This is a genomic window from Geodermatophilus tzadiensis (genome assembly GCF_003002915.1).
Lineage (GTDB): Bacteria > Actinomycetota > Actinomycetes > Mycobacteriales > Geodermatophilaceae > Geodermatophilus > Geodermatophilus tzadiensis.
In genome coordinates, this window is record NZ_PVTG01000006.1 from 151,070 (window position 1) to 163,948 (window position 12,879).

The window sequence follows — 12,879 nt, forward strand, 5'->3', positions numbered from 1 at the left end:
GGTGCCCTCCGTGTCCGAATCCCCCCGAGGGGTGGCCGGAGAGGGAACTCCCGGTGACCGCAGCGAGCTCATCGTCGGCGTGCTGGTCGACGCCTTCGCCGACCTGATGGCCGCCGACGCCGACGCCTTCCGCACCAAGTTCCGCAAGATGGCCGCCGACCCGTTCGCCTTCTACCGCGGCAGCGCGTGTCTCTTCTACGCCGACATGGACGTCCTCGACGACCGCTGGTGCGACGAGCGGACCGCGCGGGTGTGGATCCAGGGGGACCTGCACGCGGAGAACTTCGGCACCTACATGGACGGCTCCGGGCGGATCGTCTTCGACGTCAACGACTTCGACGAGGCCTACGTGGGGCACGTCAGCTGGGACCTGCGACGCTTCGTCGCGAGCTTCGCGCTGCTGGCCTGGCGCAAGGCGCTCGGCGACGACGTCATCGGCGAGCTGCTGGCCGGCTACCTGCACTCCTACCTCGACCAGGTCGAGGCCTTCACGCGCTCGGACGACGACCGGTCCTTCGCGCTGACCACGGCCAACACCGAGGGTGCGGTCCACCGGGCGATCCTGGAGACCACCGCCCGCACCCGCGGTGCGCTGCTGGACCGGATGACGGTCGTCGAGTCCTACCAGCGCCGCTTCGCCGACGGCGGCCGCACCCGCCGCCTCGACGACGCCGAGCGCGACCACGTGCTGGCCGCGCTGGACCGGTGGCGGACCACGGTGGTGCCCCCGGTGCGCCGCCGCGACGTCGCCTACGACGTCAAGGACGTCATCGGCACCGGCGGGTTCGGCATCGGCAGCGCGGGCCTGCCCGCCTACAACGTGCTGCTCGAGGGCTACGACCAGGCGCTGGAGAACGACGTCGTCCTCTCCCTCAAGCAGGGCAACGTCGCCGCCCCGAGCCGGGTGGTCCGCGACCCGCGCATCAGCGGCTCCTTCGAGCACCACGGCCACCGCACGGCGGTCAGCCAGCGGGCGCTGCAGGCCAACGCCTCGCAGTTCCTCGGCCACACCGAGATCGGCGGGGTCGGCTTCGTCGTCCAGGAGCTCTCGCCCTACGAGGTCGACCTCGAGTGGGACGACCTCACCGAGCCCGAGGAGATCGCGCCGGTGCTGGCCCAGCTGGGCCGGGCCACGGCGAAGGTGCACTGCGTCGGGGACCTCGACAGCGACCACGAGCTCGTCGACTTCCAGACCGAGGAGGCGATCGTGGCGATGGTCGGCGGCCGCCGCGAGGAGTTCGTCGCCGACCTCGTCGACTTCGCGCACGCCTACGCGCGGCAGGCGCAGGAGGACCACCGGCTCTTCGTCGACGCCTTCCGCGCCGGGCGGACCCGGGCATCAGCTCCAGCGGCGCCCACCCGCTCCGCTCGGGCCGGGCATAGGAGGCCCTCCCCACGTCGCGGGCACCGCGGGCGTGGGGAGAGCTTCCTATGCCTCACCGGGACCGGCGGCCCCTGCGGGTGCGCAGGTAGTCGGCGACGACGTACTCGCCGAGCCGGTCGCTGTCGGGGGTGAAGACCCGGCCGCCGGCGCGGGCGGTGATGTCGTGCACGAAGTGGACCAGCCCCGGCTCCGGGTCGAGCGCGAACACGTTGAGCGTCGCCCCCGAGCGGGCCACCCGCTCCACCTCGGCGACGGTCTTGGCGATCGTCTCGGGCATCGGCGGCCAGCAGAAGTACGGCGTGCCGTCGTCCTCCAGGTGCGCCGTCGGCTCGCCGTCGGTGACCACCAGCACCACCGGCTCGGCGTCGCGGTGCTGGGCCAGGAACCGGCGGGCCAGCATCAGCCCGTGCTGCAGGTTGGTGCCCTGCAGCGTGTCCACGCTCAGCTCGGCCAGCGTCTCCGGCCGCAGCACCTGCGCGGTGGAGGAGAACCCGATGATCTGGATGGCGTCCTGCGGGAAGCGGGTGGTCACCAGCGAGTGCAGGGCCATCGCCGTCGACTTGGCCGCGCCCCAGGTGCCGCGCAGCGCCATCGAGTAGGACAGGTCCACCAGCAGCGCGACGGCGGCCCCGGTGCGGCGCTCGGTCTCGACCACCTCGAAGTCCTCGACGGCGATGCGGACCCGGCGGTGGCCTGTCGGGGTGGTGGGTGGGGACGACACGGCGTGGGGTTCCCCGGCGGTTCGCAGCACCGCGTTGCGGACCGTGCGGACGACGTCGAGCGGCTGCTCGTCGCCGAACTGCCACTCCCGCGAGCCGCCGGTCAGCTCACCGGCCGCGCCGGCATCGGCGACGTCGTGCTCGCCGCGGCCGGTGGCGTCGAGCGTGGCGAACACCCGGCGCAGCGCGGTCGCACCCAGCCGGCGGACCGCCTTGGGCGAGAGCTCCAGCTTGCCGTCGGAGCGGTTGAGGTAGCCCTGCCGCTCCAGCTCGCGCTCCATCTGCCGCAGCGCCGCCAGGTCGTCGACGGCCTCGCGGCCCAGCGCCTGCTCGAGCAGCTCCTCGTCGACGTCGGCGAGCGAGGCCCCGGCGTAGCCCTGCGAGAGCTGGTTGGACAGCGCCTCGAGGTCGGCGAGCTCGGCGACCGCGCTGGTCGCGTCGCCCAGGCCGAGGGCCTGCTCGCCGTCGGGCACCTGGCCCCGCTGGCCCCACGGCAGGTCGGGCCGGGCCTGGCGCAGCGCGTCCTGCAGGTGCGCCATCTCGCTGGCCAGCCCGAGGTCGGACATGGTCTGCGCCATCAGCTCGGACAGCTCGGCCCGCTGCTCCGGCGACAGGCCGGCCATCATCCGCTCCTGCGCGGCGGCCCGGCGGGCGAGGGAGTCGACCAGCTCGTCCACCGACTGCGGGTCGTCGGGGAAGAACTGCCCGTGCTTCTCCATGAACTCGCGGAACTGCTCGTCGGTGTCCTCGCCGCGGTTGTGCGCGTCGAGCAGCTGGGACAGGTCGGCGACCATGTCCTTGACCGCCTGCATGTCCTGCTCGGTGGCGTTCTGCAGCGCTTGCTTCATGTTGGCGAAGGAGCTGTCGAGCACCTCCCGCCGCAGCAGGTCCTGGATCTGGTCGTAGGCCTGCTGGGCCTCCGCCGAGCGGAACGGGTAGTCCTTGAGCGCCCGCACCGCGCCCGCGGTGTCCTGCGGCAGCGCGTCGAGCTCGGCCTCGGCCAGCCGGGCAGCGTCGTCCGGGTCGGGGAACAGCGCCCGGCGCTCGGCCTCCAGGGCCCGGTCGAGCAGCTCGCGGACCTCCTGCAGCGTGCCGTCCATCCGGCCGGCGGTGCGCGCCTGCCGCAGCCGGTCGCGCACCGAGCGGCGCAGCTCGTCGAGGCCGCGCCGGCCGTCCATGCCGCGGCGCAGCAGCTCGCGCAGCGCCTCGCGGACGCCGCTGCCGCCGAGCACGGAGTCGCCGATCTCGTCGACGGCGCTGCCCAGGTCGTAGGGCGGCGCGAGCGGGTCGGGCCCGCCCCGCCAGCGGCCGTACCGGTAGCCCTTCCCGGGTCGGCGGACCACCGTCAGGCCCCGTACACCGTGCGGGTGCCGTCGGTGTCCTTGGCCAGCCGGCGGGTGAGGTAGAGCCCCTCGAGGGCGAACTCGACCGCGGCGGCGGCCTGCTCGGCCGACTCCTCGCCCTCGGGGACGCCGAGGCGGCCCAGCAGCTCGGCGAGCCGCGGGATGGTGCCCAGCTGGCCGAGCAGCGCCGCGCCGGGCACCAGCTCGCCGGACTCGACGGTCTCCCCGCCGGTGAAGTGCTCCTGCAGGCCGGTCAGGTCCAGCCCGCCGCAGCGGGCGCGGAAGGTCTGCGCGGTGGCCTGCCGCAGCAGGTGCTCGAGCACCTCCAGCTCCCGGTCGTCGTCCGGGTCGCTGCCGGCGTCGGCGAACTCGACCTTGCCGCGGCTGGCCGGGACGACGCCGGGCAGGTCGACCACCCGCGCCACCGGCCGGGTCTCCCCGGCGACGGCGGCCCGGCGGACGGCGGAGGCGGCCACGGTCTCCAGGCTCGCGATGGCGAAGCGCGCGGAGACGCCGGAGCGCTGGTCGACGTGGCTGGACTCGCGGACCAGCCGGGTGAACCGGGCGACGATCTCCACCAGGTGCGCGGGGACGACCGGGGCGTCGAACGCGTCGTGCCGGTCGCCGCCGACCACCCACGAGGTCTGCGCCTCCTGCGTCAGCAGGCGGATCTCGTCGGCGAGCTCGATCGGGTAGTGGGTGCGCACCTCGGCGCCGAACCGGTCCTTGAGCGGGGTGATGATCCGCCCGCGGTTGGTGTAGTCCTCGGGGTTGGCGCTGGCCACCAGCAGCAGGTCCAGCGGGAGCCGCACCCGGTAGCCGCGGATCTGGATGTCGCGCTCCTCGAGCACGTTGAGCAGCGCGACCTGGATGCGCTCGGCGAGGTCGGGCAGCTCGTTGACGCTGAAGATGCCGCGGTTGGTGCGCGGGACCAGGCCGTAGTGCACGGTCTCGGGGTCGCCGAGGGTGCGGCCCTCGGCCACCTTGATGGGGTCGACGTCGCCGATGAGGTCGCCGACGCTGGTGTCGGGGGTGGCCAGCTTCTCGCCGAAGCGCTCGCTGCGGTGCAGCCAGCCCACCGGGGTGTCCTCGCCGTGCTCGGCGATCTGGCGGTGCGCCCACACGCTGATCGGGTGCAGCGGGTGCTCGTTGAGCTCGCTGCCGGCCAGCACGGGGGTCCACTCGTCGAGCAGCCCGACGAGGGTGCGGATGAGGCGGGTCTTGCCCTGGCCGCGCTCACCGAGCAGGACCAGGTCGTGGCCGGCGATGAGCGCCCGTTCGACCTCGGGGACGACGGTGTCGTCGAAGCCGACGATGCCGGGGAGGGTGGGCCGGCCCGCGCCGAGGCGGGCGAGCAGGTTGGCGCGGATCTCGGCCTTGACCGGCCGGAAGGCGGCTCCGCGGGCACGGAGCTCGCCGAGGGTCGTGGGTGCGGGTGGGGTCTGCGCTGGGGCCCATGGGGAGGCGCTGTCCGTCACCTCAGCCACGGTACGACGCACGGGGACCGTCGGGGAACGGCCCGCGCCCACCCGGCCTGCGAGGATCCGGCCGTGAGTGCCGAGCTGGTGACCGGGGACGACGTCGCGGCGGCGGCCGCGCTGCTGGAGGGCGTGGTCCGGCGGACGCCGCTGGAGCACTCGCGGGCGCTGGCCGACCGGGTCGGCGGGCCGGTGCACCTCAAGTGCGAGAACCTGCAGCACACCGGCTCGTTCAAGTTCCGCGGCGCCTACGTCCGGCTGTCCCGGCTCACCGCGGCGGAGCGGGCGCGCGGGGTGGTGGCCGCCAGCGCCGGCAACCACGCGCAGGGCGTGGCGCTGGCCGCCCGCATGCTCGGCGTCTCCGCCACCGTGTTCATGCCCGAGTCGGCACCGCTGCCCAAGGTCGCGGCCACCCGCGGCTACGGCGCCGACGCGCGGCTGGTCGGCGTCGACCTGACCGCGGCGCTGGCCGCGGCCGTCGCGCACGCCGAGCAGACCGGTGCGGTGTTCATCCACCCCTTCGACCACCCCGACGTGATCGCCGGGCAGGGGACCGTCGGCACCGAGGTGCTCGAGCAGTGCCCCGGCGTGGCCACCGTCGTCGTCTGCACGGGGGGCGGCGGGCTGGTGTCGGGCGTGGCCGCCGCGGTCCGGGCGCAGCGCCCGGACGTGCGGGTCGTCGCGGTGCAGGCCGCCGGGGCCGCCGCGTTCCCCGGGTCGCTGGCGGCAGGCCGCCCGGTGCCGCTGCGCGGGGTGGCCACGATGGCCGACGGGATCGCCGTCGGCGCGCCCACCGACCTCACCCTCGCGCACGTCCGCGACCTGGTCGACGAGGTGCGCACGGTGGGGGAGGAGGACCTCTCCCGGGCGCTGCTGTTCTGCCTGGAGCGCGCCAAGCTGGTCGTCGAGCCCGCCGGCGCGGCCGCGGTGGCCGCCGTCCTCGCCGAGCCCGGGGCCTTCGAGCCGCCGGTGGTCGCGGTCGTCTCCGGCGGCAACGTCGACCCGGTGCTGATGATGAAGGTCGTCCAGCACGGCATGGCCGCGGCCGGGCGCTACCTGCGGCTGCGGCTGGCCGTGCCCGACCGGCCGGGGTCGCTGGCGGCGGTGCTGGCGGTCCTCGCCGACGCCGGCGCCAACGTCCTCGAGGTCGAGCACGAGCGGACGGCCACCCGCCTGGACCTGGGCCAGGTGGAGGTCTTCGTCGTCCTGGAGACCCGCGGCCCGGACCACGCGCGGACCGTCGTCGGAGGGCTCGAGCGGGCGGGGTTCGCCGTCACGGAGGCCTGACGCGGAACGGGCGATGACTCCTGCGTGTCGCCCCGGTCGACACTGCATGGACTCCGTACGCCGATGGCGAAAAGCAGTCGGGAAGTGTCGGCCCTCACACCTAGTTTCACGGGCATGACCGACGCCATCCTCGTCGAGGGACTGCAGAAGAGCTTCGGGTCCAACACGGCGCTGGCCGGGGTGGACCTGACCGTCCCGGAGGGCAGCGTCCTCGGCCTCCTGGGACCCAACGGCGCGGGCAAGACCACCGTCGTCCGCATCCTCACCACGCTGCTGCAGCCCGACGGCGGCCGCGCCGAGGTGGCCGGCGTCGACGTCGTCCACGAGCCCGACCGGGTGCGCTCGCTGATCGGGCTGACCGGCCAGTACGCCGCCGTCGACGAGTACCTCACCGGCTTCGAGAACCTCGAGATGGTGGGCCGGCTGTACCGGCTCGGGAAGCGGGAGTCGCGCGACCGGGCCACCGAGCTGCTCGAGCGCTTCGACCTGACCGACGCGGCCACCCGGCCGGCGAAGACCTACTCCGGCGGCATGCGCCGGCGGCTGGACATCGCCGCCTCGCTCATCGCCCGGCCGCAGGTGCTCTTCCTCGACGAGCCCACCACCGGGCTCGACCCGCGCAGCCGGCTGGGCATGTGGGAGTTCATCGCCGACCTCGCCGGTGGCGGGACGACGATCCTGCTGACCACCCAGTACCTCGAGGAGGCCGACCGGCTGGCCGACCGGATGGTGGTCATCGACCGCGGCCGGGTCATCGCCCGCGGCACCGCCGACGAGCTCAAGGCGCAGGTGGGCGGGCAGCGGCTGGAGTTCACCGTGACCGACGCGGCGGTGCTGCCGGCCATGGTGGAGCGGCTGCGGCCGCTCGCCGTGGACGCGCCGCACGTCGACGAGCAGGCCCGCCGGCTGAGCATCCCGGTCAGCGGCGGTGCCGAGGTGCTGGCCGACGCGCTGCACCGGCTCGACGGCCACACGGCCGCGGTGTTCGACGTCGGGCTGCGCCGCCCCGACCTCGACGACGTGTTCCTGGCGCTCACCGGGCACGCCACCGAGGAGTCCCCGGGCGCCGACGAGGTCCCGGCCGAGCCGGTCCCCACGGGAGGTGTGCGATGAGCTCGCTGTCCGCGACGCTGTCCGACAGCGTCGTCATCACCAAGCGCAACCTGATCAAGGTCCGGCGGGTGCCCGACCTGATCGTGTTCGCGACGCTGTCGCCGATCATGTTCGTGGTGCTGTTCCGCTACGTGTTCGGCGGCGCGATCGGCGGGCTGCCGCCGGGCATCAGCTACGCGGAGTTCCTGCTGCCGGGGATCTTCGCGCAGACCGTCGTCTTCGGGTCCACGATCACCGGCGCGAGCATCGCCGACGACCTGCAGAAGGGGCTCATCGACCGGTTCCGGTCGCTGCCGATGTCCCGCTCGGCGGTGCTCATCGGGCGCACGGTCGCCGACGCCGGGCTCAACGTCATCTCCATCGCGGTGATGGCGCTGACCGGCCTGCTGGTGGGCTGGCGGATCCGGTCCTCCTTCGGGGAGGCGCTCGCCGGGTTCCTCGTGCTGCTGGCCTTCGCCTACGCGGTCTCGTGGCTCATGGCGATGGTCGGGCTGCTGGTCCGCACGCCGGAGGTGGTGCAGAACGCCAGCTTCATCGTGATCTTCCCGCTGACGTTCGTCGCCAACACCTTCGTGCCGCTGGAGACCTTCCCGTCGGCGCTGCGGGTCTTCGCCGAGTGGAACCCCGTCTCGGCGGTCACCCTCGCGTCACGGGAGCTGTTCGGCAACGTGCCGCCCGGCTACCCGGTGCCCGACGCGTGGTCGCTGCAGAACCCCGTGCTCTACACGCTGATCTGGACGGCGGTCATCCTCGCGGTCTTCGTGCCGCTGTCGGTCCGCCTCTACCAGCGCACCGCCACCCGCTGATCCCACCCGTCCCGGCGGCGGAGCCGCCGCCGGGACGAGTGGGGGCCGGAGGCCTCCGCGAGGATCGGCGGGTCCGGTTCGACGGCGATTGGCCTCGGTGCAGGGGCCCGCGTCGAGCCTGCGAGGTGTGGGGGGCACCGAGGTCCTTCCGGCCTCCTGGTCGCGGTGCGGTCCGGTAGGACCGCGGTGTCATGGCGGAGACTGGGCCGCGATGAGCGCCCAGCCCGCCCCCGCCCCCTCCAACCCGCTGTTCGCCGAGTCGCCGCTGCCCTTCGGGCTGCCGCCGTTCGCCGACGTCACCCTCGAGCACTGCCGCGAGGCGGTGCTCGCCGGCATGGCCGAGCAGCGCGCCGAGCTCGCCGCGATCACCGGGTCGGCCGAGCCGCCGACCTTCGCGAACACCATCGAGGCACTCGAGCGCTCCGGTGTGCTGCTGCGCCGGGCCGAGGCGGTCTTCGGCAACCTCTCCTCGTCGCTGTCCAGCCCGCGGCTGCGGGAGATCGAGCGCGAGCTCGCCCCGCTGGAGGCCGCGCACGGCGACGCGCTGCGGCTGGACCCGCAGCTGTTCGCCCGCGTCGACGCCGTCCACGCCGCCCGGCACTCCGCCGGCCTGGACCCCGAGGCGGTCCGGCTGGTCGAGCGCTCCCACCTCGACCGGGTCCTCGCCGGCGCCCGCCTCGACGAGGCCGGCCGCACCCGGCTGTCGGAGCTCAACCGCGAGCTGTCGGAGCTGTCCACGCAGTTCGGGCAGAACCTGCAGCTGGCCACCGAGGCCGCCGCCGTCCGGGTCGCCGACGCCGGCGAGCTCGACGGGCTGGGCGAGGAGGAGGTCGCCGCCGCGGCCCGCGCCGCCGCCGACCGCGGGCTCGAGGGGTACGTGCTCCCGCTGCTGCTGCCCACCGGCCAGCCGGTGCTGGCCAAGCTGCGCGACCGCGGGCTGCGCCGCCGGGTGTTCGAGGCCTCGGTGTCCCGGGCGTCGTCCGGCGAGCACGACAACGGGCCGGTGGCCGTCCGCATCGTCCGGGTCCGCGCCGAGCGCGCCCGGCTGCTCGGCTTCGCCACCCACGCCGACCTGGTCCTGGCCGACCAGACCGCCGGCAGCACCGCCGCCGTCGACGCGATGCTCGCCTCGATGGTGGGCCCGTCGACGGCCAACGCCCGCGCGGAGGCCGCGGTGCTCGCCGAGGTCGCCGCGCGCGACGGGGTGACCGACCTGGCGGCCTGGGACTGGGCCTTCTACAGCGAGCGGGTGCGCGCCGAGCGGTACTCGGTGGACCGCGCGGCGCTGCGGCCGTGGTTCGAGCTCGACCGGGTGCTCGTCGACGGCGTCTTCCGGGCCGCCGAGCTCCTCTACGGCTTCCGGTTCAGCCCGCGCCCCGACCTGGCCGGCTACCACCCCGACGTCCGGGTGTGGGAGGTCGGCGGTCCCGACGGCGAGCCGGTCGGCCTCTACCTCGGGGACTTCCTCGCCCGCGAGGGCAAGCGCGGCGGGGCGTGGATGAGCTCGTTCGTCTCCCAGTCGCGGCTGCTGGGCACCCGGCCGGTCGTCGTCAACAACCTCAACGTGCCGCCCGCGCCGGAGGGCCGGCCGACGCTGCTCACCCTCGACGAGGTCGACACGCTCTTCCACGAGTTCGGCCACGCCCTGCACGGGCTGAGCTCCGCGGTCACCTACCCGCGCTTCGCCGGGACGGCGGTGCCGCGGGACTTCGTCGAGTTCCCCAGCCAGGTCAACGAGATGTGGGCGCTGTGGCCGGAGGTGCTGGGCTCCTACGCGCGGCACGTGGAGACGGGGGAGCCGCTGCCGGCCGCCGTCGTCGAGGCGCTCGACGCCGCGCGGCTGTGGGGCGAGGGCTTCGCGACCCTGGAGTACCTCGCGGCCACGCTGCTCGACCAGGCCTGGCACCGGATCACCCCGGAGACGGAGGTCGGCGACCCGGCGGAGTTCGAGCGCCGGGCGCTGGAGGACGCCGGCGTGGCCTTCGACCTGGTGCCGCCCCGCTACCGGACGACGTACTTCCAGCACGTCTTCGCCGGTGGCTACGCGGCCGGCTACTACTCCTACATCTGGTCGGAGGTGCTCGACGCCGACACCGTGGAGTGGTTCCGGGAGCGCGGGGGGCTGCGGCGGGAGAACGGCGACGTCTTCCGCGAGCGGCTGCTCTCCCGCGGCGGGTCGGTGGACCCGCTGGAGGCGTTCCGCGCCGTCCGCGGACGCGACGCCGACCCCGCGCCGCTGCTCCGCCGCCGCGGCCTGGTGGCGAGCAGCTAGGGCCGTCAGGCCCAGTCGTGCCGAGTGGGCCCCGGAGGGGTCCGCGCAGGCGCGACGCAGCGGCTCCCCGGCCGATCGGCCTCGGTGCAGGGTCCCGCGCCGAGCGTGCGAGGCGTGGGGGGCACCGAGGTCCTTCCGGGCACCTGGCCGCGGTGCGGTCCGGTAGGACCGCAGTGTCAGAGCCAGGGGAGCGAGAGCACCAGGTCCAGGTCGTCGGGGGCGTCGCCGTCGCGGACCAGCCGGTTGGGCTGGCGGTGGCCGCACGCCGTGCATCGGTGCACCACCTGCCAGCCCTTGCCCGACTTCTCCACCAGCCCGATCGGCTCCATCGGCTGCCGGCAGTCGCTCGCGCGGTCACCGGGCAGGTCGTCGACGTGCAGCGACCACAGGCAGGACGGGCAGTGGTTGCGGTAGTGCCCGTCGGTGTTCGCGGGGACGTCGGCGGCGCAGTGCACGCAGACGAAGCCGGTGTTCTCCGCCCGCCGGGACCGGGCCACGCGCAGGGTCCCGGTCAGGGGACGAACGGCTCGACGGCGACGACCTCGACGGTGATGTCGCGGCCGTTGGGCGCCCGGTAGGTGACCGAGGTGCCCGGCTCCGAGCCCAGGATCGCCGAGCCCATCGCCGACTCCGGCGAGTAGACGGCCAGGTCGGTGGTGCCGGCGATCTCGCGCGAGCCGAGCAGGAACTTCTCGGTCTCCTCGTCGCCCTGGAAGCGGATCGTGATGACCGTGCCGAGCTCGGCGGTGGTCGCCGTCGCTGGCGGCTCGCCCACCCGCGCCTTGCGCAGCAGGTCGGTGAGCTGGCGGATCCGGCCCTCCTGCTTGCCCTGCTCCTCCTTGGCGGCGTGGTAGCCGCCGTTCTCCTTGAGGTCGCCCTCCTCGCGGCGGGCGTTGATCTCGGCGGCCATGGCGGGCCGCCCGGCCACCAACTGGTCGAGCTCGGCCTTCAGCCGGTCGTGGGCCTCCTGGGTCAGCCAGATGCCCTGCTCGTTCTCAGTGGGGGTGGACACGCGGGGGACTCCTGCTGCGGCTCGGGGGCCGCCTCCCGGTCGAGAGGCGGCGGCGTCGATCCGACGAAGCTAACACCGGCCGACGGGCCCACGCACGGACCCGGGGCCCGGTGCGGGGACGGCGAACGTACCCGGGAACACAGTGACGAGCAGCACATCCACCCGTCCGGATGGCCGGGGTCGCAGCGTCTCGTCGTCGACTCGGGGGACACTGGTCCGGTGACCGAAGCAGACCCGTTGCGCCTGCTCGCCGTGCACGCCCACCCCGACGACGAGTCGAGCAAGGGCGCGGCGACGATGGCGAAGTACGTCGCCGAGGGCGTCCAGGTGATGGTGGCGACGTGCACCGGCGGCGAGCGCGGCTCGGTGCTCAACCCGGCGCTGGACCGGCCCGAGGTGTGGGAGCGCCTGCCGCAGCTGCGCGCCGAGGAGATGGCGCGGGCCCGCGAGATCCTGGGCGTCGAGCAGGAGTTCCTCGGGTTCGTCGACTCCGGCCTGCCCGAGGGCGACCCGCTGCCGCCGCTGCCCGAGGGCTGCTTCGCGCTGGTGCCCACCGAGGAGGCGGCCGCGCCGCTGGTCGCGCTCATCCGCCGGTTCCGCCCGCACGTCGTGCTCACCTACGACGAGCGCGGCGGCTACCCGCACCCCGACCACGTCAAGACCCACGACGTGTCGGTGCTTGCCTTCGAGGCGGCCGGCGACCCCGAGCGCTACCCCGACCTGGGCGAGCCCTGGCAGCCGAGCAAGCTCTACTACCACATGGGCTTCACGCTGACCCGCACGCGGGCGCTGCACGAGGCGATGCTCGAGACCGGCGCCGAGTCGCCCTACGCCGAGTGGCTGGCGAGCTGGGACCCGGCCCGCGACATGAGCCACCGGGTGACGACGCGGGTGCCCTGCGCCGACTACTTCCCGGTCCGCGACGCCGCGCTCATCGCGCACGCGACCCAGATCGACCCCCACGGCCGCTGGTTCGCCTGCCCGATGGACCTGCAGCAGCGGGTCTGGCCGACCGAGGACTACGAGCTGGCCCGCTCGCTGGTCGACTCGACGCTGCCCGAGGACGATCTGTTCGCCGGCATCCGCAGCGAGGTGCCGGTCCCGTGAACGCCGTGCTGACCGGTGCCGTCCTCGCCGTCGACGAGCAGCTGCCCGAGGACGTCGGCAAGTCCGGCCCGTTCGGCCTGTTCCTGGTCCTGGTGCTGCTCGTCGCCGCGGCGCTGCTGGTCAGGTCGATGAACGGGCACCTCAAGAGGCTGCCGCGCGACTTCGACGACCGCGGGGACGACGGGCCGGCGGTCGTCGTCCCCGACACCCCGGCCGAGCTCGTCGACCCGCCGCGGCAGCCCGGGCAGGACCTGCTCGACACGCTGCGCCGGGCGCCCCGCGCCATCGAGGGCCCGCGCCCGGAGCGCGGGGACGGCGACCGGACGGACCCGCCGGCGCGCTGACGCCGGCGGGTCCG

General features: G+C 74.5%; 11 protein-coding genes. 7 read left to right on the plus strand and 4 right to left on the minus strand.

Translation table 11 applies throughout. The annotated features are described in order from the left end of the window. Positions 1-10 precede the first annotated feature (10 nt). The gene (locus tag LY71_RS10405) at positions 11-1,516 is read left to right on the plus strand and encodes a DUF2252 domain-containing protein (RefSeq protein ID WP_245887814.1); all 1,506 of its coding nucleotides are present in this window, start codon (positions 11-13) and stop codon (positions 1,514-1,516) included. Here the strand turns inward: LY71_RS10405 and LY71_RS10410 are convergent. Continuing rightward, positions 1,437-3,446, minus strand: a complete 2,010-nt coding sequence (locus tag LY71_RS10410; RefSeq protein ID WP_106277028.1) for a VWA domain-containing protein — start codon at positions 3,444-3,446, stop codon at positions 1,437-1,439. The genes LY71_RS10405 and LY71_RS10410 overlap by 80 nt on opposite strands. A gap of 2 nt (positions 3,447-3,448) precedes the next feature. Beyond that, positions 3,449-4,924: a sigma 54-interacting transcriptional regulator gene (locus LY71_RS10415; protein WP_106277224.1), complete on the minus strand. Its 1,476-nt coding sequence runs from the start codon at positions 4,922-4,924 to the stop codon at positions 3,449-3,451. Between the two features lie 72 nt (positions 4,925-4,996). On the opposite strand from LY71_RS10415, the gene ilvA reads away from it, so the two are divergent. From ilvA to LY71_RS10435, 4 genes are all read left to right on the plus strand, one after another. Beyond that, on the plus strand, positions 4,997-6,211 hold the full coding sequence (gene ilvA, locus LY71_RS10420; protein WP_106277031.1) for a threonine ammonia-lyase: 1,215 nt from the start codon (positions 4,997-4,999) through the stop codon (positions 6,209-6,211). Positions 6,212-6,325: 114 nt separating this feature from the next. Beyond that, complete coding sequence (locus LY71_RS10425) at positions 6,326-7,324, plus strand: ATP-binding cassette domain-containing protein (RefSeq protein ID WP_106277034.1); 999 nt, start codon at positions 6,326-6,328, stop codon at positions 7,322-7,324. Next, a complete protein-coding gene (locus LY71_RS10430; protein ID WP_106277036.1) occupies positions 7,321-8,130 on the plus strand; it encodes an ABC transporter permease in 810 nt (269 codons plus the stop codon). The genes LY71_RS10425 and LY71_RS10430 overlap by 4 nt, the downstream gene beginning before the upstream one ends. A 211-nt stretch (positions 8,131-8,341) precedes the next feature. After that, complete coding sequence (locus LY71_RS10435; RefSeq protein WP_106277038.1) at positions 8,342-10,402, plus strand: M3 family metallopeptidase; 2,061 nt, start codon at positions 8,342-8,344, stop codon at positions 10,400-10,402. 176 nt (positions 10,403-10,578) lie between these two features. Here LY71_RS10435 and LY71_RS10440 read toward each other — a convergent pair whose 3' ends face one another. Continuing rightward, a complete protein-coding gene (locus LY71_RS10440) occupies positions 10,579-10,899 on the minus strand; it encodes an RNHCP domain-containing protein (protein ID WP_106277041.1) in 321 nt (106 codons plus the stop codon). Positions 10,900-10,913: 14 nt separating this feature from the next. Next, positions 10,914-11,414 (minus strand): transcription elongation factor GreA, encoded by a 501-nt coding sequence (gene greA / locus LY71_RS10445; protein WP_106277044.1) that lies wholly within the window; start codon positions 11,412-11,414, stop codon positions 10,914-10,916. Between the two features lie 219 nt (positions 11,415-11,633). On the opposite strand from greA, the gene mca reads away from it, so the two are divergent. Beyond that, on the plus strand, positions 11,634-12,521 hold the full coding sequence (gene mca / locus LY71_RS10450; RefSeq protein ID WP_106277046.1) for a mycothiol conjugate amidase Mca: 888 nt from the start codon (positions 11,634-11,636) through the stop codon (positions 12,519-12,521). Next, positions 12,518-12,865 (plus strand): hypothetical protein, encoded by a 348-nt coding sequence (locus LY71_RS10455; protein ID WP_245887815.1) that lies wholly within the window; start codon positions 12,518-12,520, stop codon positions 12,863-12,865. The genes mca and LY71_RS10455 overlap by 4 nt, the downstream gene beginning before the upstream one ends. Positions 12,866-12,879: the final 14 nt, after the last annotated feature.